The 24,548-nt window shown below is 50.1% G+C and carries 21 protein-coding genes; 19 read left to right on the top strand and 2 right to left on the bottom strand.

Annotated features, from left to right (window positions below; all coding sequences use genetic code 11):
* Nucleotides 1–337 precede the first annotated feature (337 nt).
* Nucleotides 338–856, top strand: a complete 519-nt coding sequence (locus Q6A92_RS14865; protein ID WP_332238575.1) for a GNAT family N-acetyltransferase — start codon at nt 338–340, stop codon at nt 854–856.
* A gap of 308 nt (nt 857–1,164) precedes the next feature.
* On the opposite strand, the gene Q6A92_RS14870 is transcribed toward Q6A92_RS14865, so the two are convergent.
* Nucleotides 1,165–2,262, bottom strand: a complete 1,098-nt coding sequence (locus Q6A92_RS14870) for a zinc-dependent alcohol dehydrogenase family protein (protein WP_332238576.1) — start codon at nt 2,260–2,262, stop codon at nt 1,165–1,167.
* Between the two features lie 885 nt (nt 2,263–3,147).
* On the opposite strand from Q6A92_RS14870, the gene Q6A92_RS14875 reads away from it, so the two are divergent.
* The 17 genes from Q6A92_RS14875 (at nt 3,148) to Q6A92_RS14955 (ending at nt 21,790) form a co-directional block, all read left to right on the top strand.
* Nucleotides 3,148–4,710: an ABC-F family ATP-binding cassette domain-containing protein gene (locus tag Q6A92_RS14875; RefSeq protein ID WP_274399605.1), complete on the top strand. Its 1,563-nt coding sequence runs from the start codon at nt 3,148–3,150 to the stop codon at nt 4,708–4,710.
* 67 nt (nt 4,711–4,777) lie between these two features.
* The gene (locus Q6A92_RS14880) at nt 4,778–5,104 is read left to right on the top strand and encodes an ArsR/SmtB family transcription factor (RefSeq protein WP_274399602.1); all 327 of its coding nucleotides are present in this window, start codon (nt 4,778–4,780) and stop codon (nt 5,102–5,104) included.
* Between the two features lie 93 nt (nt 5,105–5,197).
* Nucleotides 5,198–5,443, top strand: a complete 246-nt coding sequence (locus Q6A92_RS14885) for a hypothetical protein (protein WP_332238577.1) — start codon at nt 5,198–5,200, stop codon at nt 5,441–5,443.
* A 511-nt stretch (nt 5,444–5,954) separates the two neighbouring features.
* Nucleotides 5,955–6,410, top strand: coding sequence for a Fur family transcriptional regulator (locus Q6A92_RS14890; protein ID WP_332238578.1), 456 nt, complete (start codon nt 5,955–5,957; stop codon nt 6,408–6,410).
* A 603-nt stretch (nt 6,411–7,013) separates the two neighbouring features.
* On the top strand, nt 7,014–7,328 hold the full coding sequence (locus Q6A92_RS14895) for a winged helix-turn-helix transcriptional regulator (protein ID WP_274399599.1): 315 nt from the start codon (nt 7,014–7,016) through the stop codon (nt 7,326–7,328).
* A 284-nt stretch (nt 7,329–7,612) separates the two neighbouring features.
* Nucleotides 7,613–9,142 carry an MDR family MFS transporter gene (locus Q6A92_RS14900; RefSeq protein ID WP_332238579.1) on the top strand — a complete coding sequence of 510 codons (1,530 nt, stop codon included), beginning with the start codon at nt 7,613–7,615 and terminating at the stop codon, nt 9,140–9,142.
* Between the two features lie 500 nt (nt 9,143–9,642).
* Nucleotides 9,643–9,969: a DUF3870 domain-containing protein gene (locus Q6A92_RS14905; protein WP_274399595.1), complete on the top strand. Its 327-nt coding sequence runs from the start codon at nt 9,643–9,645 to the stop codon at nt 9,967–9,969.
* Between the two features lie 160 nt (nt 9,970–10,129).
* The gene (locus Q6A92_RS14910) at nt 10,130–11,053 is read left to right on the top strand and encodes an ABC transporter permease (RefSeq protein WP_443029737.1); all 924 of its coding nucleotides are present in this window, start codon (nt 10,130–10,132) and stop codon (nt 11,051–11,053) included.
* Nucleotides 11,053–12,006 carry an ABC transporter permease gene (locus Q6A92_RS14915; protein WP_443029734.1) on the top strand — a complete coding sequence of 318 codons (954 nt, stop codon included), beginning with the start codon at nt 11,053–11,055 and terminating at the stop codon, nt 12,004–12,006. The genes Q6A92_RS14910 and Q6A92_RS14915 overlap by 1 nt, the downstream gene beginning before the upstream one ends.
* Before the next feature lie 5 nt (nt 12,007–12,011).
* Nucleotides 12,012–13,040: an ABC transporter ATP-binding protein gene (locus Q6A92_RS14920; protein WP_274399590.1), complete on the top strand. Its 1,029-nt coding sequence runs from the start codon at nt 12,012–12,014 to the stop codon at nt 13,038–13,040.
* Entirely contained in the window at nt 13,037–14,650 is a 1,614-nt protein-coding gene (locus Q6A92_RS14925) for a peptide ABC transporter substrate-binding protein (RefSeq protein ID WP_443029735.1), read from the top strand. Before Q6A92_RS14920 ends, Q6A92_RS14925 begins: the two co-directional genes overlap by 4 nt.
* A 115-nt stretch (nt 14,651–14,765) precedes the next feature.
* Nucleotides 14,766–15,686, top strand: a complete 921-nt coding sequence (locus Q6A92_RS14930; RefSeq protein WP_332238589.1) for a S66 peptidase family protein — start codon at nt 14,766–14,768, stop codon at nt 15,684–15,686.
* Nucleotides 15,687–15,708: 22 nt separating this feature from the next.
* Nucleotides 15,709–16,812 carry a mandelate racemase/muconate lactonizing enzyme family protein gene (locus tag Q6A92_RS14935; RefSeq protein WP_274399589.1) on the top strand — a complete coding sequence of 368 codons (1,104 nt, stop codon included), beginning with the start codon at nt 15,709–15,711 and terminating at the stop codon, nt 16,810–16,812.
* A gap of 6 nt (nt 16,813–16,818) precedes the next feature.
* On the top strand, nt 16,819–17,715 hold the full coding sequence (locus Q6A92_RS14940) for a C40 family peptidase (protein ID WP_332238581.1): 897 nt from the start codon (nt 16,819–16,821) through the stop codon (nt 17,713–17,715).
* A gap of 5 nt (nt 17,716–17,720) precedes the next feature.
* On the top strand, nt 17,721–18,743 hold the full coding sequence (locus tag Q6A92_RS14945) for an ABC transporter ATP-binding protein (protein ID WP_332238582.1): 1,023 nt from the start codon (nt 17,721–17,723) through the stop codon (nt 18,741–18,743).
* Entirely contained in the window at nt 18,731–19,534 is an 804-nt protein-coding gene (locus Q6A92_RS14950; RefSeq protein WP_274399586.1) for a serine hydrolase, read from the top strand. Before Q6A92_RS14945 ends, Q6A92_RS14950 begins: the two co-directional genes overlap by 13 nt.
* A 333-nt stretch (nt 19,535–19,867) precedes the next feature.
* Nucleotides 19,868–21,790 carry an NAD(+) synthase gene (locus Q6A92_RS14955; RefSeq protein WP_332238583.1) on the top strand — a complete coding sequence of 641 codons (1,923 nt, stop codon included), beginning with the start codon at nt 19,868–19,870 and terminating at the stop codon, nt 21,788–21,790.
* Nucleotides 21,791–22,102: 312 nt separating this feature from the next.
* On the opposite strand, the gene Q6A92_RS14960 is transcribed toward Q6A92_RS14955, so the two are convergent.
* On the bottom strand, nt 22,103–22,723 hold the full coding sequence (locus tag Q6A92_RS14960; protein ID WP_274399582.1) for a spore coat protein: 621 nt from the start codon (nt 22,721–22,723) through the stop codon (nt 22,103–22,105).
* A 301-nt stretch (nt 22,724–23,024) separates the two neighbouring features.
* Here Q6A92_RS14960 and gndA point away from each other — a divergent pair, with 301 nt between their 5' ends.
* Entirely contained in the window at nt 23,025–24,440 is a 1,416-nt protein-coding gene (gene gndA / locus Q6A92_RS14965) for an NADP-dependent phosphogluconate dehydrogenase (protein ID WP_332238584.1), read from the top strand.
* The last annotated feature ends 108 nt before the right edge of the window (nt 24,441–24,548 follow it).

A 24,548-nucleotide genomic window follows, 5' to 3' on the forward strand; every position in this document is an offset into this window, starting at 1 on the left:
GAACATTTACCTCCCTGATGCCGGAATTTTGCAACTTCATTGGGTTCCGGCTGTTTAAACAGAATTCCATGTTGGCCTATTCTTAATCTATGTCGGGAAAGGGAGAAAGAGCGGGCGTCTGTCCGTAGGTATCAGCGGATTTAAAATCGAGACACGTCCGGCTCCTTTTTGTTTCCGAATGGATTGTCCGGATATTCGGCCGACAGATTCAAGAATTAATACTCAATGATTCAAAGCTGCCGCCCCTATAGGTTTAAACTGAAATCGGAAGGAAAACTGTGTGTTATGCTATCTATGAAACGATCTGCCAAAAGGATTGTTGAGGGGGACGTTCAAAATGGAGAAGGGAAAGCAGCTTCAGGACAAACGGACGGAATTTTCTGTACGGCCGATCATTAAGGAAGATCAGCAGCAGATTAGGATGCTGGCGCTGCAGCATTGGGGCGAAACAGCAATGGTCGTGCATGGGGAAAAGTATAACATGACCGAACTGCCCGGATATCTTGCTTTTGACACAATGAGGGTACTCGGTTTTGTCACGTTTACAATTACCGACGGAGCGATGGAAATCATCTCGTTGGACAGCTTCGCAGAAAACCGCGGAGTCGGTTCGAAACTGCTGATCGCGGTCATTCACCTGGCTGTAAAAAGAAAATTGCAGCGGCTGCATCTGACAACAACCAATGATAATATCAGGGCTCTTGAATTTTATCAGAAGAGGGGCTTTTCGCTGGCACAGCTCTGTGTCGACGCAGTAAATGATGCACGAAAACTAAAACCGTCCATACCCGTTTACAGCCCGGACGGCATTCGGATCGAACATGAGCTTGTGCTTGATTATCGCCGTCTTCTTTAATAAAGGGCGGCCGGTCCATCAGACTGATTTCATTCATTTCTGGAGGGGAGAGAGCCCGCCCTAGATACAGAGGCAGGCACTTTGTGCCAAAATGGAAGGCAAAACCGGCATTCGAGCCGGTTTCAGCAGGCGAAGTTAGACCGATTGCTTTATGCCTGGTGAAATTCTGATTTTCAATCGTTATCCGGATATTTCATAAAAAAAGCCGAAAAAGATCCGGGAAAAGCAAGACACTTTTCCCGGAAACCGGATGTTAAAGAGCTGGACCCATTCTTTGTCTTTTTTTTGCTTTGTGTCATGGCTGCCGATTAAACAGCCTGTTTTTCAAAATAATTGTAGTTTCTCGGCGGCCTTTTTTCTTCGAAATCAGTAATGACCGTGACACCCTTTCCTGAGAATGTTGTCATGTCGTGGAACGCATCATCTATGCTTTCCAGTGAGATGGTTTTGGTCACCAGTTTTCCAGGCTGAAGACGTTTCTTTTCGACCATCTGCAGCATCCCCGCATATTCTGAAATCGGCATGCCGAATGAACCGCTGAAACGGATCTCCTTATCGACGATATCGTTGATTGGCAGCTTCAGCATGCCTTCTTTTCCGAATGAGGTCATGCCGATCTGAACATGTCTGCCGCGTTTATTAAGGCTGAGGACCGAGTTAAGCATCGTTTCCTGAATGCCGAGCGCATCAATTGATACGTTCGCTCCGCCCCTGGTGATCTCGCGGATGGCTTCAGGTGCATTCTCTTTCTTGCTGTTCACTGTAGCAACCGCACCTACCTTTTTGGCAAAATCCAGTTTATCATCTGAGATGTCGACGGCAATGACATTTGCTCCAATTGCAGTGGCGATCTGAGTAGCCGATAAGCCGACGCCGCCGGCACCGTATACGGCAACCCATTCACCGGGCCTGATTTTGCCGACACTTGTGACTCCATGAAAAGCAGTCATGAACCGACAGCCCATCGCGCTGGCATCGAGATAATGGACGCCGTCGGGCAGGCGTTTCAGATTATGGTCGGCTTTCGGAATCTGCATAAACTGAGCAAACCCGCCGTTATATGTGAAACCGGGCATAGCCTGATGATCACAGACATTCGAGTGGCCGGCAAGGCAATGGGGACACGTTCCGTCGCCCTGGGTGAAAGGCACAATGACCCGGTCTCCTTTTTTAAAGTTTCTTACGTTTTTACCTGCTGCGACAACTTCTCCACTCGTTTCGTGACCCAGAATATGCGGCAATGGAGCTAAAAAGCCTTGCCATTGTCCCATCCATCCGTGCCAGTCGCTTCTGCATACACCGCATGCTTTAATTTCAATGATGACGCCATCCGGCGATAAATCCGGATCGTGAACGGTTTCGATCGTCAGCGGCTTTTTAAAATCTTCAAGCACAGCTGCCTTCATTACTGAGCATCTCCTCATAGATGTGAAATTTGTATTTATGAACTGTGATGTTTGTCACATCAAAAGGCATTATATCACTAATTATTCATAATGAAAACGGTTACGTATATTGACAAAATAATAAATTTGTGATAAATATTGCCGTTTCATGATTGAATCCTTCGGAGACCATGCGCTTGCAGATGGTCAGCGGATAAACGTGTCCCGTGCCCGGATTATCATGGTCGTGCGTTCATCAGAAGAGAAAAAAATAATGTTCGATCGTCTAAAATACAGGGTGATGAAATGCGGGTCACTTTCCTATTTAAGTTTCTCATTCACTGCCCTTGGTTCATCGCTGTGATGTCCGGCCGTTGCTTATTTCCAACGTTTGTCGGCAGACCGCGGATCCGGTCAGTACGGACTTTCTTCCAACGTTGTCAGCATGGGATCAGTCACCCCGCCATTTGCTGCTATGGAACAGGTGCGTGTGCCCTTTTTAAAAGATTTAATCCAATCATCGATTTTTTTCCTCCGTATGACTGGGCTGCTGCAGCCGACAGGACTTATTCCGACGTTTCGAAGCTGCGCCATTTGATTCCCTGTCACTTATAGCGTACACTGAACTTATCTTTTATCCATTGAAAAGGAAGTGGAAACCCCATGTATGTATCCGCTATTCTTGCACTCAAACTGGTCTGAGACAGGTGAAGTCTGCCTTCTTAATCGGTGCATTTTGCGGCCGGCCGGGTGCGGTAACGGATAAGGGGTCCTGCTTCGTTTGCGGATTGTCCGCGAACAGGAAGGGGGACGGAGCGCTTTAACTCTGCCCTCTTTTACTGTGGATTTCAGAGGGACCTTTCTGTTTTATCGGCGCGGAGGCCGGAATGAAAGGGGAACAGAAAATTGTTATTGATTGAAGCGAAAGACTTGTCTTTTTCATACGGAGACAAGCTGATCTATAAGCAAATAAACTTTCGATTGATGGAGGGCGAACATATCGCGCTTGTCGGGAAAAACGGAGCCGGGAAATCGACCTTTTTAAAGCTGCTTACCGGCAAGCTTTTACCTGACAGCGGGACCATTGAGAGGAGAAAAGATCTGCACGTCGGAGTCATCGAGCAGCACCTGCATTTTGATAAAAATAAAACCATTTTTACATTTCTGCAGAGCGCTTTTCAGGAGCTGCTGGATGCGGAGAAGAAAATGAACGAACTGACAAAAAAGATGCAGAGTCCCGATATTTGCGACGGAGTCATCGAGGAATACGGCCGGCTTCAGGATTGGCTGACGGCACATGACTTCTACTCGATCGATGCGCGGATTCATGAAATGGCGGACGGTCTCGGACTGACGGCAATCGGTCTCGACACGAACATCGACCGGATGAGCGGAGGCCAGCTGACAAAGCTGTGCCTCGCCAGGCTTCTGCTTGAAGCCCCTGAAATGCTGCTGCTCGATGAACCGACAAACTATCTAGACGTGCCGCATATCCGCTGGCTGACCGATTACTTGAGAAACTATCCGCATGCTTTTATTGTCGTGTCTCATGACGCGGCGTTTCTGGATCTGATCTCCGATTTCGTCTATCATCTTGAGAATCACGAACTGGCCCGCTACGTGGGCGGCTATCAATCGTTTCTTAAGCAGCATGAGGCGCGTATCGAGCAGCACGAGATTGCCTTTCGCCGGCAGCAGAGAGAAATCAGGAAACTGGAAACTTATATTCAGAAAAACAAAGTGCGTGCCGCTACCGCCAAACAGGCAAAAAGCCGTGAGAAAAAACTCAGTAAAATGGAACGGATGACCCCTCCGGCTTCCGTTCGGAAACCAAGGTTTCACTTCAAGAGCGACGTGTCGCCGGTGCGGCTGATTTTTTCGGCGGAAAAAGTCGGTATTGGCTACGGCCGGCCGATTCTGCCTCCGATCAGCCTGAAAATCACCCGGGGAGAAAAGGTAGCGGTTATCGGCCGCAATGGGATCGGCAAAACGACTTTTTTAAAAACACTGCTCGGTGAAATGGCGCCGCTGTCCGGAAAAATCACGATTGGCGACCGGGTCGCCCCCGGCTATCTTGCCCAGTTATCCTCCCCGGCCGCTCTGGATCCGCTTCAGTGGCTGATGGAACAGTTCCCGCAGCTGTCCGAAAAAGTGCTGCGTCAGCACCTGGCCCAGTGCGGGGTATTTGCGGAACATATGCGCCAGCCGATGAATACGTTAAGCGGCGGTGAGGAAACGAAAGTAAGGATTGCCCGGCTGATGCTGCAGAAGAACAATGTGCTGATTCTTGACGAACCGACCAATCATCTCGATGCGGACGCAAAGGAAGCACTGAGCGATGCGCTTGAGAAATATGACGGGACTCTCGTCGTCGTCAGCCACGAGCGCAGCTTTTATAAAAGCTGGGTGACGAGAACGTGGGATATTGAAGACTGGTCGGCGCATGCAGGAGCAGCCGCTGCCCGTTGACAATTTAATTCATTTTCTGCTAATTTTAAGGGGACTGAGAAACGACGGCATTTAAAGGGTGAGTCAAGTGACCGAAAGAAAAAAAGCGGAACTGGATGAAGACACGTTGTTTACGGTCTCAAGGATTTTTAAAGCTGTGTCGGATCCGACGCGGATTCGGATCCTGTATCTTTTATCGCAGCAGGAATGCTCGGTAAGCGAGATTGCAGGCAGTCTTGATCTGCAGCAGTCCGCAGTATCGCATCAGCTGCGTTTTTTGAAAAATCTGCGGCTTGTCAAGTCGCGCCGCAGCGGCAAAACGATTTACTATTCTGAAGAAGACGAACACGTCATGAACCTGCTGGCGCAGACGATCGATCACGCCCGTCACGGGTACGCCGGCAGGATCGGCTGACTTTTTCCTTTTTCCATACGGTGACAAGCGCCGCTTCGCTGTTCTTTCTGACGCATATTATGGAAACTATCCAGCGTGCGAGGAGGAAAAAGCTTGTTATATGACGACATCTGTTCAAAATGCCACAAGCTGATTGATCAGCCTGTCATGATCCGCTGCCATAATGGTTCCGTACATCGAGGGGTACTGACAAAAGTTGACGGGCAATATGCATACATCCGGCCGATGGACGGCGCAGGAGCCGACGGTCCCGGATTATTCGTCTGGGGCTGGGGCTGGGGATTTCCGGTTGCTCTGGCGTCAATCGCTGCCATAGCGGCCATCGCTCTTTTTTGGTAAAAGCGGCCGCAGAGAATCAGAGACCGGTAAAACGGCGAAAAAGAAACATTTATGGACGAGAGTTTCTCTGGAATGAGGACTCTTTTTTTACATCTAAGAAATAGAAAATTTCAGCGGATGAGCGGATGATGGATTATATAAGAGATGAGTTTAACGAATCGGCTGTTTCGTCAAAAGCGTTCATATAGAGCCTTCAACGAAATCGCTGTTGAGTTCTTTAACGGCAATGAGGCGGGACATTTGTTGGGTGACCATGCTGCATGACTTTTGAATCATTTCAGCGGGAGTTTGTCAGAACTTCGGTGCAGACGAAGCCAGGTTTTGTAATAAGCCTGCGAAAACTATAGCAGCTGCCGGCGATAGTCGCTGAAAAAGAGAGCATTGGTTATTTAGAAAACATTTGATATTATAAATAATAAGCATGTTTTTCTGTTGCTTTCCGATAAAACTTGTTATGCTAGGAATAAGATTAATATGTCCTGCTGATCGGAATAAAAGAGGCGGAAATCGATTGAATAAAAATGAAGCGTTGATTCTTCTCAGGGCCAAGGGCTTTAAGCATACGGACAAACGTGAAGATATACTGGAACTTTTTGAGGAGAGCGGCGGCTATTTATCTGCGAAAGAGATTCAGACCGCATTAAAGGATGCCTATCCGGGTATAAGTTTTGATACAATCTACAGAAATCTTTCTCTGTTCAAGAAGCTGCTGATTCTCGAGGAGACCGAGCTCGACGGGGAAAAGGTGTTCCAGTTTCACTGCACCGAACACCACCATCATCATCTCATTTGCTTGCGCTGCGGGAAGACCAAGACAATCGAGGTGTGCCCGATGCAGGATCTGTCAAAACTCGATCCCGATTTTAAAGTGACCGGACACAAATTTGAGATCTACGGCTATTGCAAAGACTGTCAGGAGGAAATTCGGCGCAGCCATGTAAAAACGGAAAGAGCGGGTGTCCATTAATCAAACAGCGGTGCTGCCGCCGGACCGATTTTCCATAGCGGCTGTTCCGCTTTTTTTCTGCTGCATCGTCAGATCGCTTCAGTTGAATGGCGGCTTCATGGAGCCGGGGACGATAAAAGAACGGCGAGAGCGGAACGGAGGGGCCGGCCGCCAAGCGATCTGGGGGCTCTATGAGCGTCGGATCATTTTAGAATGTGCCTCTTTCCCGGTTGGGTAAAATGTGTCAGTTATTAGAAATATAATCAATAAGCGATATTTTTCATTTGATAAATATTCACAAGTTGGTATAATAATGTTCTTAAGGTATTGGAATGATGTATAAGAAGTAATCAATTCTTATGATTTTGAAGGTTTTCTTTCCATCGTTCTTTTATTGCTTGTGATAAATTTCTCAATATTATTCTCGGAGACCTTTATGGACACTGTTAATTTCTGTGGTTATTCGAAACGAAGTCCCAACGATTCAATTGCTCATGATAAAATCCGCCGGCCGATCAAGACTATACACGGAGAGCGGGTTACTTGAGACAAATTTGCTGATAATAGGGCGAGTCCTGATATAACCGGGAACAGGTTCAAATTCATTATTTGGGGGCAGGTACGATGAAACAGACCGAATTATGTCCTAAGTTTGAAAAGGGAATGTCTATATTAAGTAAACGCTGGACAGGCCTGATCCTTTTTCAGCTTCTTAAAGGAAGACAGCGCTTTTGCGAGATTCAGGATTCGATTCCTGTCAGCGGACGGCTTCTTTCCGAACGGCTGAAAGAGTTGGAGAAGGAAGGGATTGTCGAGAGGGATGTTTTCCCGGAGGTGCCGATACGCGTGGAATATTCTCTTACTGAAAAAGGGGAGGCTGTGGCACCGATTATTGAGGCTATTCAGACATGGGCCGAGGCGTGGATCAAGGTTGACTGACACATAAAGAGAAATACGGTTTGAACAAAATAGCCACCTCTTTGAATGGCGGATGTCGATAGAAACCGGGAAATCGGTCTTCAGTCTGTATCCTGTTATTTGGGAAGGACCGGCGTTTTTTAATGTTCACGGCCGTCATGTTATGGTACAGTGAATAAGTGACAGCGCGGACCGGCATTGCCCGTGTCCGGCGTCTGCCGGCTCCTTTGTCCCGGAAGGAGCGATGGCCGAAAAAAGGAACTTCATCAGTAAGACAGGCAGTAGAGAAAGCAGGGAGGCGAATTATGAAACAACCGAAGTCCTCGGAATCCCGGAAAACCTTTTCGTTCGTCCTGGCGGGACTCATGCTCGGCATCTTCATTTCATCGATGGATCAGACGGTGGTCTCGACGGCGATGGGGACCATTGTTGCAGATCTTGGGGGGCTGAATCAGTTTGTCTGGGTCACTTCTGCTTATCTGGTTACCGAGATGGCCGGCATGCCGATTTTCGGCAAACTTTCCGACATGTACGGCAGAAAACGCTTTTTTGTCTTTGGACTGTGCATGTTCCTGTTCGGTTCCATTCTTTGCGGGACCGCTTCGTCCATGACTCAGCTCAGTATCTACCGGGCGCTGCAGGGAATCGGCGGAGGGTCCCTGATGCCGATCGCCTTTGCGGTTATTTTTGATATCATTCCGCTTGAAGAGCGGGGAAAGATGAGCGGTCTGTTCGGTGCCGTTTTCGGACTTTCCAGTGTTTTAGGGCCGCTTCTCGGCGCTTTCATTACCGACCATCTGAACTGGCACTGGATCTTCTACATTAATGTGCCGCTCGGCATCCTTGCGGTGATTCTTATTGCTTTCTTTTATAAAGAGTCGCGGACGCACGAGCGGGCGGCCATTGACTGGGCGGGCGCCGCCACGTTGGTCCTGTCGACTGTCAGCCTGATGTTTGCGATCGAGCTGGGCGGAAACACGTACGGATGGGCTTCACCGGTCATTATAGGCCTTTTTGCTGCCTTTTCCGTCTTTTTCATTCTTTTTCTGGCAGTCGAAACAAGGGTACAAGAACCGATTATCTCTTTTAAAATGTTTCATAAAAGATTGTATGCGGTCAGCAATCTTGTCGGTATTGTTTATGGTATACCTTTTATGGTGGCCATTGTCATGCTGCCGATCTACATTCAGGGTGTTTTCGGCGGTACGGCAACAGACGCGGGACTGATGCTGCTGCCGATGATGGTCGGCGTCACGGCAGCAAGTGCTGCGGGCGGAATCATAGCGCAGCGGATGAGCTACAGAGCCATCATGCTGCTGCACGGCACAATTTTAATCATCGGATTGCTGCTCGCAGGAACGATGGCGGCCGACACTTCTTTTTTATTTGTTCTTTTCTATATGGTGATTATCGGTTATGGCGTCGGCGCTTCTTTTTCTGTTCTGGGAATGGCGGCGATTCACGGATTTAAGCCGTCGGAATACGGATCGGCCAGCTCGACACTGGCGTTTCTGCGCGAGTTCGGCATGACAGTCGGAATAACCGTATTCGGCACGATTCAAAGCCACATTCTTTCTTTAAAACTTAAAAATATGTTCGGTACAACGGATCACAGCGGATTTTTGAATCAGTTAAGCAATCCGCGGGCGCTGCTTTCATCGGAAACACGGTCGCACATACCGAAAGAGGTGCTGAATCCATTGAAAGACATCCTTGCTTCTTCAATTACCGCGACTTTTCTTTGGGCGATGATTCCCGCCGTTCTGGCTTTTCTTCTGATTATTTTTATGCCCGGGGACCGGTTGTCGTCGGCCGGGCGGCCAGGCAGATCCTGAGCCGTGATTGCCGGGAGGCTGTCCGCGAGGTGCCGCCGGGCAATCGGGCGGATGTCTTTATTGTGATCGATGGTTGTAAAATGAAAAAGCAGGTGTCTCATCGCCGGGAAATCGGCGGATGGGACGTTTTTTCTGGGCTTTTTTAATATAAAATACCGGATAAATCTGAAAATTTAGTTGCCGGCAGTTTCTTCAGCATCGGAGCGCCGTGACCGCAGTTAAAGCATGCACCCGCTCTCTGCAGCCGGATCAAAATTTCCTAAGATTCGGATTATAGGATGTTTTTACGTCGTCAAGTCATAGAAATCGGTATGCGTCCACCATCAATTATTTCTTTTAATTATGTAAAAAAACAATTTTTTAAATATTGACATATATTGATTTCGACTTTATACTTACTTTATTCCTTTAAAATGTTTTCACGGTTCAGGTTTCTGCAACGACCCATTGACAGCCCCTTGAATCATCTGAAAGATACATTTGGAAAGGAATTTTGAAAGATGCATTATAACGATGATACCATTTTCATTATCGGTGACTCGAAATCTTCGCAGAAGAATCCGATTACGATCCAGTTTCATCAGTTTTTTCTCGGGCTGGTCGTTGATCGGACGGACGGAAGAATTATCGATGCGGAATGTTCGGCGACGATAGAGCTGACCGTGCGTTTTGTCCGCTCTCTGCTTGTCGGGCGGTTTATAAACGATTCGTCTATTATCGATGAAATCCGCCTGCGCTATTTCGGTTCCTCGCAAAGGGCGCTCATTGTCGCTTTTAATGATGCGCTTAAGAAATATAATCAGGTCGTAGCCGCTTTGTCTACATAAACCTAGGCAAAATCCAGCCCGTGTTTTTCAGGGCTGGATTTTGTCGTTCAGGAAAACGTATCAGGCGTTTGGCAAGACTTCGTGGTATGTATCACCAATTATTTGAATATTGTGTTATCAGGCTATTTTACGAAGGGAGGCCGCCTTTTTGGCAAAGTTCATGATGAAAAGATTTATAGCGATGATTCTGACACTTTGGGTTATCACAACGCTGACCTTTATTCTGATGCACGCGATCCCCGGTTCCCCGTTCAACAGCAGCAGCGGGAAAACAATCAGCGGTGCCGCTTTGCAGAATATGGAGGCGCATTATCATATGGATCAGCCGCTTCCCGTTCAGTATTTGATCTATCTGAAGTCGGTTGCGACCTTCAATTTCGGCCCGTCGATCAAACAGCCCGACCAGACCGTCAACGATTTACTGGGCCGCGGTTTTCCGGTATCGTTCGAGCTCGGTATGTGGACGCTGATTGTCGCCGTCCTTTCAGGAATGCTGCTTGGCATCCTCGCGGCGTTAAAACATAACGGAATGGTTGATTATGCGGCGATGACGATCGCTGTCCTCGGCATTTCAATTCCGGATTTTGTGCTTGCCACTCTGCTGATTCAGGAATTTGCCGTCAATCTCCAGCTGCTTCCGGCCGGGACCTGGCAGGGGATCCGTTATATGATTCTGCCTATTATTGCGCTGGCAACGGGGCCGATGGCGATCATTGCCCGTCTGATCCGCTCCAGTATGCTGGAAGTTCTGACCCGCGATTATATTAGAACCGCACAGGCAAAAGGGCTTTCGCCGGCCCTGATTGTGTTCAAACATGCATTGAAGAATGCCCTTCTTCCCGTTGTCACGGTTCTCGGTACACTGGCGGCGGCCATTCTGACCGGGACCTTTGTTATTGAGAAAATCTTCGCTATTCCTGGTATGGGAAAATATTTTGTCGACAGCATTAATTCGCGCGATTATCCGGTCATCATGGGAACCACCGTTTTTTACAGCGCCATTCTGATTGTGATGCTTTTTCTGGTGGATATCGCTTACGGATGGCTCGATCCGAGAATAAAGATGGGCAGGGAGGCAAAATGATGGCAGCGGTGAAAGAAAAGTTTCAGCCGTCTCCGGAAAGGGTACCCGATACCTGGTTCCGGCCATTGAAGCGGAATCGGGCACAGCAGCGCGAGATGGTTCGTCCGAGCATTTCCTATTGGCAGGATGTCTGGTACCGGCTGCGAAAAAACAGGCTGGCGCTCGGAGGATTGACTTTTCTTGCTTTGCTTGTCTGTATGGCCGTATTCGGTCCGATGTTTTCGTCCCATTCTGTCACGGCACAGAATCTGGCCATGCAGAATCTTGAACCGTCCGCCGGCCACTGGTTCGGGACGGACAATCTTGGCCGGGATGTTTTTGCAAGGACATGGTACGGGGCACGGATTTCTTTATTTGTCGGGCTGGTTGCGGCACTGGTCGATCTGCTGATCGGAGTGGCATACGGCGGCCTCTCCGGCTACATCGGCGGCAGAACGGATCTTGTGATGATGCGGATCATTGAGATTTTGTACGGCCTGCCCTATCTGCTTGTCGTGATTCTTCTGATGGTCGTCATGGGGCCGAGTCTCCTGACAATCATCGTTGCTCTGACAGTGACAGGCTGGACGGGAATGGCGAGAATTGTCCGCGGCCAGGTTCTCCAGCTGAAAAATGATGAATTTGTTACCGCTTCGCAGTCATTCGGCAGCAAAGCATGGCGGATCATCCGCAAAGATCTGATCCCGAACACCATGGGCCCGATCATCGTTCAGGTGACCCTGACTGTGCCGTCGGCTATTTTTTCGGAAGCTTTCCTCAGTTTTCTCGGGCTGGGCGTTCAGGCGCCTTACGCCAGCTGGGGCGTCATGGCCAGCGACGGACTGACTCCGTTTCTTGAGGGACTTTGGTGGCAGCTGTTCTTCCCGGCGCTGTTTATCTCGCTGACTATGTTCGCATTCAATATTCTCGGCGACGGACTTCAGGATGCGATGGATCCGAAATTGAGGAGTTGAGGACAGTGGAACAGAATTTACTTGAAGTTGAGAATCTTCATGTCTCCTTTAAGACACGCGCAGGAGCCGTCCGCGCCGTCCGCGGTGTCAGTTTTTCATTAAAAAAGGGGGAAACGCTGGCGATTGTCGGCGAGTCCGGCTGCGGCAAAAGCACAGTGTCGCTGGCAGTCATGGGACTGATCCCGGAACCGTCCGGCACAATTACGGAAGGGGCTGTCGTCTTCAAGGGGCAGGATATGGTCAAAATGAGCCCGAAACAAAAACGCCGGATTCAAGGCGTGGATCTGTCGATGATTTTTCAGGATCCGATGACCGCCCTGAATCCGACGCTGACCATCGGCTCGCAGCTCACGGAGGGCATTGTGCATCAGAAAAGGGCAACAAGAGCGCAGGCCGGAATCCAGGCGATGAAAATGCTTGAGCGGGTCGGCATTTCCAATCCCGAAGAACGGATGAAACAGTATCCGCACCAGTTCAGCGGCGGCATGCGGCAGAGAATCGTGATTGCCATGGCCTTAATCTGCGGCCCCGACCTGATGATTGCCGATGAGCCGACCACCGCGCTTGACGTGACCATTCAGGCACAGATTCTTGAATTATTCGATAAAATCCAGAAAGAGACCGGTGTGGCGATGATCATGATCACCCATGATCTGGGGGTAGTCGCCAAAGTGGCCGATCGGATTGCCGTGATGTATGCAGGTAAAATCGTCGAACTGGGCGATAAACGCGATATTTTCTACCGGTCCCGGCATCCTTACACTCAGGCCCTGCTGCACTCCGTCGTCCGGCTTGATCTTCCTTCAGACTCGCTCAGGCCGATTGAAGGTGCGCCGCCGGATCTCTTTGCGCCTCCCCCGGGCTGTGCTTTCAGTCAGCGCTGCCCGTTCGCGATGGAAGTGTGCGAGCACGTGCAACCGCCGGCAACAACGCTTGATGCGCATCATGCCGTTGATTGCTGGCTTTTAGATAAAAGAGCCGATCAAAACCGGCAATGGGTTAAAAATCTATCGAATCAGGGGGAATCATTTTGAAAAAACGGCTGAGTATGACATTGCTGCTTGGGGCAGCAGTCCTTTTGATTTTGGCTTTCGGCGGCTGTACGGCCAGGCCGAACGCATCAAGCAGCGGCGGAAAAGCAATATTGAAACTGAACAACGGATCTGAGCCGACATCTCTCGATCCGCCTATGGGCTATGATCAGGTTTCATGGGATCCGCTGAACAATCTGATGGAAGGGCTGACGCGCCTTGGGAAGAACAATGAGCCGCAGCCGGCGATCGCACAGAAATGGGATGTTTCCGCGGACGGCAGGACGTACACGTTCCATATTCGTAAAAATGCGAAGTGGGACAATGGCGACGATCTGACGGCCGGCGATTTTGTCTACGCCTGGAAGCAGATGCTCGATCCGAAAAAGGCCGCTCCCGCCGCATTTCTTGCCTATCTGATCGCGGGCGGGGAAGCGTACAATACCGGAAAGGGTTCGGCCGGCGATGTACAGGTGAAAGCCGTCGATTCCAAAACATTCCGGGTCACTCTGACCTCGCCGCAGTCTTATTTTATCAGCATGGTTTCCAATCCGGCCTTCTTCCCGATCGATCAGAAAGTGGCCGAAAAAAATCCTAAATGGTATGCCGACGCGAGCACATTCGTCGGTGACGGACCGTTCAAACTGGCGTCCTGGAAACACGATTCCGAGATGGTGTTTAAAAAGAGCAGCACATACTGGGACAAAAACACTGTCAAGCTTGATGAAGTCGACTGGGCAATGGTCAGCGATTCGAATACTGAGTATCAGATGTATAAAACGGGCCAGCTTGATATGGCCGGCGTTCCGACGGACCTCTCCAACCAATTTTTCAAACAGGGAAAAGTTCACGTCGTGCCGCAGGCAGGAACCTACTTTTTCAGTATGAATGTCACTATGAAACCTTTCAATAACATCAATATTCGCCGCGCTTTTGCCATGGCCGTCGACAACCGGCAGATCACGGACTATGTGGTCAAACAGAAAAACGTTCCGGCGTACGGCTTTGTCTCGCCCGGATTTAAAGATCCGGGCGGTCAGGACTTCCGTACACATAACGGCAGCCTCTATGGCTACGATCCCGTACAGGCAAGAAAGCTTCTTGCCCAGGGAATGAAAGAGGAAGGATGGAAAACGCTCCCGCCAGTCGTTCTGACATATAATACGAGTGATAACAACAAGGCGATCGCAGAGGCGATTCAGGCGATGTACCAAAAAAATCTGGGCATCACGATCAAGCTGGCCAATATGGAATGGAACGTATACCAGTCGCAGCAAAAAGCGGGAAAATTCCAGTTTTCGCGCGGTTCATTCCTTGCCGATTACGGCGATCCGATCAACTTTCTCGAAAATTTCCAGACCGGAATGCCGATAAACAGCATGCAGTGGAGCAACAGCGAATATGATAGTCTGATCCGGCAGGCGAAGAATGAAAAAGACGACAGTAAACGCTACGCATTGATGTACAAAGCGGAAAAGCTGCTGTTTCAGCAAATGCCGCTCTTTACGACCTATTTTTATAATCAGACGTTCCTGCTGAACAGCCAGGTTCACGGACTCGTCTTCCATCCGGCCGCTTACATCGACTTGAAATGGGCGTCGAAAAACAATTAACTCAAAAGCGGCACAGATGGATGAAAAGATCCTGGCTGACATGTATTGCCACCCGTTTTCGGATATCGGGAAGCGGCTTTCGGCTAAATCAAGTCATCAGAAAGAGGGGGCGGCTATGATCATTCCGGAACGATTGCGCAAGGGCGATACAATCGGCGTGATCAGCCCTGCCGGACCGCCCGATCCGCAGAATCTGGAACGTGCCGTCGACTGGCTGAAACAGCTCGGCTTCCGGGTCAGGATCGGAAAATATGTGCAGAAAGCGAATGGATATCTGGCCGGCTCGGATCAAGAACGTCTGAGCGACTTTCACGAGATGTTTGCGGATGATACGATCCGCGCGGTTATTTGCTCCAGAGGCGGATATGGGAGCGCGCGCTTTGCCGATCGGATCAACTTCGATCTGATCCGCCGCCATCCGAAAATTTTCTGGGGATACAGCGACATCACTTACCTTCACACAGCCATCCGTCAGATAACGGGACTGGTGACCTTTCACGGACCGATGCTTGCCTCCGACTGGGGGGCGGAAGATGTGCCTTTGCTTTCCAGACAGCTATTTTTACAGCTTCTTCAGCCGGGCTGGCTGAGATATGACGAACAGGTATCCGATCTCAGTGTGCTTGCGGATGGAATTGCGGAAGGAACGCTTGTCGGCGGCAACCTCTCACTGCTGGTCAGTACACTGGGCACGCCGTTTGAAATCGATACAAAAAATAAACTGCTGCTGATTGAAGATGTCGATGAGGATCCCTACCGGGTGGACAGCATGCTGAATCAGCTGCGCCTTGCCGGGAAACTGAACCGGGCTTCCGGTTTTGTGATCGGAGATTTCCGTCTGAATCGGCCGAGGGAGCAGAATGACGTTCCGTCTTTTAGTGAAGTTTTCAAAACATATTTTGGTTCTTTGGGGAAACCGGCCGTGAGCGGCTTCCTGATCGGGCACTGCCGGCCGAATTTTTCCGTACCGCTTGGGACGGCGGCGCTTCTGGATGCGGGAAGAAAACGGTTGTGGATTCAGCCGGGAGTTTTCTAGAGAGCGGGAGAGAAGACAACCTATGAAAATCGTTGATGTTAAAACAAGGAGGCTTTCAATTCCCCTGAAAAAACCGTTCAGAACGGCGCTCCGAACGGTGAAGGAGGCAGAAAGCATTGTCGTCTATCTCTGCTGCGACGACGGAACCGTCGGTATTGGAGCAGCCCCGCCGACCCATGTCATAACCGGCGACAGTCTTGAAAGTATTAACTATGCCGTCATACACATTATCCGGCCGTCGATCATCGGGCTGGCTGTGGAGCAGAGAGAGAGAATCGAGGCGATTCTTGAAAAAACGCTTTTGAACAATTCCAGTGCAAAAGCCGCTGTCGACATTGCTGTTTACGATTGCCTCGGCAAGAAGGCGAACCTTCCTCTCTATCAGCTGCTGGGAGGCAACACGGACCGGCTGGAAACGGACTATACGGTCAGTGTAAGCCGAGCCGAAGAGATGATTGCTGATAGCAAGTCGCTTGTTGCAATGGGTTTCGACACATTGAAAATTAAAGTCGGCAATTCAACAATCGGAGAAGATATTGAACGTATTGCCGGCATTCGCCGGGCTGTCGGCAATCATGTGAAACTAAGGGTAGATGCCAATCAGGGGTGGGGTGTCAAGGAAGCTATTGCCGTGATTCATCGCTTGGAAAATATGGATCTCGGGATTGAACTCGTTGAGCAGCCGGTTCCGGCGTGGGATATTGAAGGAATGAAACGGGTAACGGAACATACAGAGATTCCGATCATGGCCGACGAGAGCGTCTTCAGTCCCCGTGATGCCGCACGCCTTCTGGCGATTCATGGCTGCGACCTGATCAACATCAAACTAATGAAAGCAGGCGGCATTTCAGGTGCGGAAAAAATTAATGCTCTGGCCGAGGCCTACGGCGTGGAGTGTATGGTCGGCTGTATGATTGAATCGAAAATTTCCGTGACCGCTGCCTGTCATTTTGCGGCGGGCAAGAAAAACGTCACGCGCTGCGATTTCGATGCGCCGCTCATGTTTGCCTCCGATCCGGTGATCGGCGGTGTGCGCTTTCACAAGAATCAAATTTTTCTCCCCAAGGACCCGGGCCTTGGAATAAAAAAACTGCTGATGGACGATCGATCATTGAAGGGAGAATGAGTTATTGTGGACTTGAGAAGGGCGGCCGTTCCCGTAGCAACCGTTTGGACAGATCCGTCGTCGGCCCGTCCCGTCGATGCCGCGGCGGTGTCTGAAGCAGCGGATATTGCCGAGTGGCTGACGGCAATGACCCGTGAAGAAAATATTGCCTTGTGTGAAGAGAAGAGGCTGCAGACTCAGGTCTTGTTCGGAGACGCAGTCATCATCGACGACATACAGGGCGGCTGGGCCAAAGTCGCGGTCCCGTCTCAGAAGTCGGCAAAGGACGCACGCGGTTACCCGGGCTGGATGCCGCTCGGCCAGCTTGCGGAAGGAGCGGCCGATCATCCCGTCGAAAAGGTAATGGTGCAAAGCAAAACCGCTCCGTTTATCCGAAGTGACGGACAACCGTCATTTGATCTGAGTTTTGCCACTTTTCTCCCGCTTGTCGATGAGGATGAATCGACGGTCAAAGTGGACAGTCCGGTCGGATTGGGACTGCTCAGCAGAAAAGCCGTCGTGTTCCCATCGCGGAGCCGACGTGCTTCGGGTAAACGGATCGTCCGAAATGCGCAGCGTTTTATCGGGCTTCCCTATCTCTGGTCGGGCATGAGCGCCTACGGCTATGATTGTTCAGGGTTCAGTTTTTCAATGCTGCGGGCCGGAGGGTATCTGATTCCCCGCGACGCGGACGATCAATCGGCCGGCGGCAGAAAAATCGACCCGCAGTCCATGGAACCCGGCGATTTGCTTTTTTTCGCCTACAATGAAGGGAAAGGCTATGTTCACCATGTCGGCATCTATGCGGGTGGCGGAAAGATGATTCATTCCCCGACGCCCGGTAAAAAAGTTGATCTCACTGTGCTGGCCGGAACGGTTTATGAGAAGGAACTTTGCGCGGTCAGACGTTACTGGAAGGGGTGAGAAGGATGGCAGAACATCCGCTCCTTAAAATTAAACATGTCAAAAAGTATTTCGAAATTGAACACCATCGGTTTCTGAAAGCGGTCGATGACGTCAGTCTGACGATCCTTCCCGGGGAGACATTGGGTATTGTCGGGGAATCCGGATGCGGAAAGTCGACACTCGCACGCACGATCATCGGCCTTTATAAAAAAACAGAAGGCGAAATTTTCTTTAATGGGGACAATGTCGATCAGATGGATCGCGATCAGCGTTTCCAATTTCACCGCAGGATGCAGATGATTTTTCAGGATCCCTATGCGTCATTGAATCCCCGTTCGACCGTTCTCGATCTGATTGCCGAACCGATGGATATTCACCGAACCTGCAGCAACAGCCGTGAGCGCAGGGAAAGAGTAGAAGGGCTGCTGGAAGAAGTCGGCCTGAGTAAAAGCTGCCTGAGCCGCTATCCTCACGAGTTCAGCGGCGGTCAGCGTCAGCGTATCGGCATCGCCAGAGCGCTCGCGCTCAATCCGGATTTCATCATTGCCGATGAGCCGATCTCCGCGCTTGATGTTTCCGTACAGGCCCAGGTCGTTGTTCTGCTAAAAAAACTTCAGGAAGAAAAGAGGTTGACGATGATGTTTATCGCGCACGATCTGTCGATGGTTAAATACATCAGCGACCGGGTCGGTGTGATGTATCTCGGCCATCTGATCGAATTAACTTCAAGCGAAGCACTTTATCGACGTCCGCTTCATCCTTACACTGAGGCGCTGCTTTCGGCGATCCCGATTCCCGACCCGGATGTGGAAGAGAGCCGTCAACGGATATTACTGAAAGGGGAACTGCCGAGTCCGATCGATCCGCCGAGCGGATGTGTCTTTCGGACGCGCTGTCCTTTTGCAATGGAGATCTGCGCAAAAGAAACGCCCCTTTTTCGGGAAATAGAGCGGGGGCACTTTGCGGCCTGCCATCTGCACCGGCCGAAAACGGCAGGCCCGGAAGTACATATCGGAAACAGAGGCGAGGCCGGGTGCCGGAATTAAATGAAAAACTGTCGAAAAAGATCGACGCTCTTTCCGCGCCGTTCAGAAGCCGGATCGGAATTAAGGCCGAGGGATCGGACGGTTTCTCTTTCTCTCTGAACGCATCTGTTCCAATGGCGGCGGCGAGTCTGATCAAGCTGCCGATCCTGCTGTACGTCTGCGACCGAGCTTTTTCAGACCCGTCGATTCTTAACCGGACAGTCTGGCTCGGGGACCGTGAAATCGTCGGCGGTTCGGGCGTCCTGCAAGTATTAAGCAGCCGTGCGTGGCCGATCCGCGATCTTCTGGCATTGATGATCAATGTCTCCGATAATACGGCGACCAATCTGCTTATTGACACATTCGGCATCGGCCGTATTCAGAAGTGGATCGGCGATCGGGGTTACGCCGAAACGCTGCTTGGACGTAAGCTGATGGATCAGGCAGCAAAATCGGCCGGGCTCGAGAACCTGATCAGCGCACGCGATGCCTGTCGAAGCATTCGCCGGATTTTCAGCGGTAAATCGCCTTATCCGGCGGAAGTCAAAAGATGGTTTTTATGCCAGCAGTTCCGCTATAAATTGCCGGGACTTTTTGATGAAATGCCGAATCCTGTTTCTGTGTATAACAAGACCGGAGAGATGGAGAAAATCGATCATGATGCTGCCTTTTTCTCATACCGCCGCCATGACGTATCGATAGCCGTTCTGACCCGCGATTTTGCCGACAGACAGAAAGCATTGGCTGTGATTCAGAACATTGGAAAAAGCATTTCGGACTATCTGATCGCTCGCGCAGCATTCGATCATTAAAATCAGACACTTCATGAGCCTGTCGTTTCAAATCGCCGTTTATAAAGCCGTATCGCTGCTCAGCCCGACAGGATCGTATTTGCACGGACAGTTCCCCCTTTGCGAAGGGATCCGTGCCGTTGACAAACAAAATGGCCCGCTTTAGAATGAACATAATTAATGGTTCTGTTTCCAAGCGGTTTATCCGTCTGTCATCTTCAAAAAACGCGTTCGCGCCTCTCTGGGAATGGGGAGGCTTTTTTTGCGGAGGCTGCGAAGAGGAGACGTGAGGACATTCTATAAAAAGAGAGAGATGAAATTCTTTCCGATATCGCTATGAAAAGGGGTTTCGCCATGCCATCCAATCATTTCATCAGAGTTGCGGCGGCTTGTCCGGTGACGCATGTAGGCGACATCGACTTCAATGTACTTCATATCAAGGCGTGTATTGACCGCGCTATCAGGGAAAAGGCAAAATTCATTGTATTTCCTGAACTCTGCATCACGTCTTATACTTGCGGCGATCTTTTTTTGCAGCAGCTGCTTCTTGATCAGGCCGAACGGGGGTTGCAGGAAATCTGCACTTATTCGGCTGACAAAGATACATTGATCGCGGTCGGCGCGCCGCTCAATCTGCATACCGCTGTTTATAATTGTGCCTATCTCGTTTTTAACGGCCGTATTCTCGGCATTGTTCCGAAAAGCTATATTCCCAACTATGAGGAGTATTATGAACGGCGCTGGTTTACGCCGGGCAGAGCAATCGTTGATCGGACGGTCGATCTGTCTTTCCAGAAAGCTGTCCCGTTCGGAGTCGACCTGCTGTTTGGAGACGGCCTGTTTCAGTTCGGGCTTGAAATCTGCGAGGATTTATGGAGTGTCGTGCCTCCGAGCAGTTATCTGAGCCTCGGAGGGGCCAACATTATCGGCAACCTGTCTGCCTCGAACGAGGTGGTCAGTAAGTCGGATTATCGGAAACAGCTCGTTGTTTCCCAAAGTGCTAAGTGTATGTCTTCCTATATCTATGCAGGGGCAGGGATTTACGAATCTTCGACGGATGTTGTTTTTGGCGGAGAACTGCTTATTTCCGAGAATGGCAACATGCTGCGGACGAATGCCCGTTTTCAGCGTGAAGATGAAGTGGTCACGTCGATTGTTGATGTTGACCGGCTCAATTTACAAAGGGTGAAAAATATCAGTTTTCGCGAGGCAACCCCGCTCGTTCCGTGGACGGTAAGGCAGATTGCTTTCTCGTTCAATGATACGGATTTCGGCCGCTTCGACCGGAACGTGGACAAACATCCGTTTGTTCCCGCCGATGAAAAACAGAGGCAGCAAAGATGCCGGGAAATATTCGCTATTCAGACAGCGGCCCTGGCGAAACGTGTTGAGCACACCGGCCTTAAGCGGGTGGTGGTCGGTATATCGGGAGGGCTGGATTCAACGCTGGCGCTGCTTGTTGCTGTAAAAACATTTGATCTGCTTGAACTGCCCCGCAAGAATATCGTCACCGTGACTCTGCCGGGGTTCGGCACGACGGATCGGACGTATCATAATGCAGTCGAACTTTGCCATCGGCTGGAGACCGATTTTCGTGAAATCAATATTGTTGCTGCATGTCTGCAGCATTTCAAGGATATCGGCCATGATCCCGCCGTTCACGACGTCACTTATGAGAATGTGCAGGCCCGGGAACGGACGCAGATTCTCATGGATATTGCCAACAAAGAAGCGGGTCTTGTGGTCGGCACGGGCGACTTGTCCGAGCTTGCCCTTGGCTGGAGTACGTATAACGGCGATCATATGTCGATGTATGCAGTTAACTGTTCGGTTCCGAAAACATTGGTCCGCTATTTGGTCGATTATGTTGCCCATGAACAGGCAACGTCAGAAATCGCCGAGATCCTGATCGACATTCTTGATACGCCGGTCACTCCGGAACTGCTCCCGAAAAGCAGCGAGGGACAGATCACACAGAAGACCGAAGAGATTGTCGGTCCTTATGAACTTCACGATTTCTTCCTTTATTATTTTGTCAGAAGCGAATTTGCTCCGGATCGGATCCTGTTTCTTGCGAAAATGGCCTTTGCGGACAGCTACAAGGAGGAAACGATCCGGAAATGGCTGAAAATTTTTGTCAAACGCTTTTTTACTCAGCAATTCAAACGTTCCGCGATTCCCGACGGTCCGAAGGTGGGGACGGTCAGCCTGTCGCCGCGCGGAGACTGGCGGATGCCTTCGGACGCAAGTTACAATCTTTGGCTGAATCAGCTGTAAGAGAATCAAAGCGTATGGTACTGATTGTTTTTTGAAGGGAAGCATTGACGCTGACTGGAAAAAACCGTTCTGTGTGAAAAGGACAAATGCTGCATAGTATCGAATCGTCTGTCGGACGAACTTCGCCCTGTCGAAAATGTATCGGTTCCAAAAATCTCAGCCATGTCCATTCGGACACGGCTGAGTACAAGAAAGCAGATTTTTTTATTAAACAGGCTGGATGCAGACAGACCTGCACCGCCACTTTGCCAACGGCCGGCCGTTCTTACCGAGCCGGCTCTGTTACAGGCCTATCATGAAATCCGTTCCGTGTTAATGAGCCGTTCCCGCTGAAGACAATTGAGGCTGTGCCTGGGCGGGTGCATACAGGTTGAGCATTTGCTGCATATCCTGCTGAGCGAGCTGAGGGACTTGATAATACTGATGTTTGTTCTGGTACAGCGAAAGCTCGTAGGCCATTTCGATACAGTTTGGAACGGATGCCGCAAGCACGCGGCGGACAACCGGATTGGTCGATTCGAGCGCCGCCATCGTTTTTGCCGATGCGGCGGATTTTGCGGCGCCGAGCAGGGAACCGGCAATGAACTCATCGGAAATTTCCGACGGGGATTGCCAGGGCTTTTTGGGCTGAGACGCTTTCAGACCGTATGTGAACTGGTTGTCCTGTTTCATCATATAAGGTTCCGTCCGTTTCGATGGTTTCTGCCCCGTCTTAAAACATTCGCAAGTCAGATTGTATTCATCAAGAATAAATCGATAGTGGCGGTCCATCATATCCTGCAGTTCCGGATCTTTTACATGCTGACGCAGCAGCATGTATAAATTCAATGTGCCGATCGTTCCCGACAGCACTTCATGAACATCGAAAACCTCATGTCCGCCGTGGTTCATCTGTTCGGTGCTTGGATTCGGATTGACTGATGTGCCCTGCATTATTTTCAATGCCTCCTGATTGTTGATAATTGGGTTTTAAACATATATTATTATGGATTAAGGAAAATGAATGATGCATGATCGCCGATAATTTGTCTGTAATTTTAGGACGCTTTTCGATGAGCGGATCCGCAAAAAAAGGGATCGGCGGGCTTGCCCGAACCTTCTCCTTGCATTCGGTCTGCCGAATCGCGTACACTAAGACTGTCCGGTGATTAGAGAAGGATAGACACCAAACGTATTTTTAATGGACAACAAGGGTAACGGGCTTGCGCCTTTACTGAGAGAGGAACGTGACAAAATGTCAAAACAGCAAATAGGCATAGTTGGACTTGCGGTCATGGGCAAAAATCTGGCTCTGAATATTGAGAGCCGCGGTTATTCCGTAGCGGTATTTAACCGGACGGCGAAACGCACGGACGATTTTATGGAAAATGAGGCGAAAGGAAAGAAAATCACGGCTGCGTACAGCCTGCGGGAGCTTGTCGATTCACTGGAATCACCGAAGAAGATCTGGCTGATGGTGAAAGCGGGCGACCCGACCGATGCAACGATTGCTCAGCTTAAACCGCTGCTGAAAAAGGGCGACATATTGATTGACGGCGGCAATACGTTTTTTAAAGATACGATCCGCCGCAATAAAGAGCTGAGCGAGGCGGGCATTCATTTTATCGGAACGGGGGTTTCCGGCGGCGAAGAGGGCGCGCTCAAGGGGCCGGCTATTATGCCCGGCGGCCAGAAAGAAGCCTACGATCTGGTTGAACCGATTCTGACGGCCATTTCAGCCAAAGTAAACGGCGAGCCGTGCTGTACATACATTGGTGAAAACGGCGCGGGCCATTATGTTAAAATGGTGCACAACGGTATTGAATACGGCGATATGCAGCTGATTTCCGAAGCCTACTTTATTTTGAAACATGTCCTGAACCTCGATGCCGGAGAGCTGCATCGCGTATTCTCCGAGTGGAACAAAGGGGAACTGGACAGTTATCTGATCGATATTACAAAAGACATTTTTACGAAGATAGATGAAAAAACCGGCAAGCCGCTTGTCGATATGATTCTTGATACAGCGGGTCAAAAGGGGACGGGAAAATGGACAAGCGAAAACGCGCTTGATCTCGGCGTGCCGCTGCCTCTGATTACCGAGTCGGTTTTCGCGCGTTTTATATCGGCGATGAAAGAAGAACGCGTGCAGGCCAGCCAAGTGCTGAAGGGACCCGAACTGAATCCGTTTGACGGAGATAAAGAGGCATATATTGAAAACGTCCGTCAGGCGCTCTATTTAAGCAAAATCATTTCATACGCACAGGGATTTGCCCAAATGCGCGTTGCATCGCGGGAGTACGGATGGGATCTCCAATACGGAAAGATCGCCGGCATTTTCCGCGGCGGCTGCATTATCCGCGCTCAGTTCCTCCAGAAAATTACCGATGCTTATGAAAGAAACAGCGAACTGGCGAATCTGCTGCTGGATCCGTACTTCCGCCGGATTGCCGATCAGTATCAGCATGCGCTCCGCCGCGTGGTTTCGATTGCCGTGACAGACGGTATTCCGGTTCCGGCATTTTCTTCCGCGATTGCTTATTATGACAGCTATCGCCGTGCACAGCTGCCGGCAAACCTGATTCAGGCCCAGCGCGATTATTTCGGCGCTCACACGTATCAGCGTGTCGATGAAGACGGTATTTTCCACACGGAGTGGCTTGAAAAATAAAGAAGAACGGTTATTGAGGACGAGCCAAAGAAAAGAGGCTGTCTCAAAAGCCCTGTTAAAACTCAAGAACCGGAGAGAAAATTTGTAAAAAAATTTCTCTCCGGTTCT

This window comes from Sporolactobacillus sp. KGMB 08714 (assembly GCF_036598985.1).
Taxonomy (GTDB): domain Bacteria; phylum Bacillota; class Bacilli; order Bacillales; family Sporolactobacillaceae; genus Sporolactobacillus.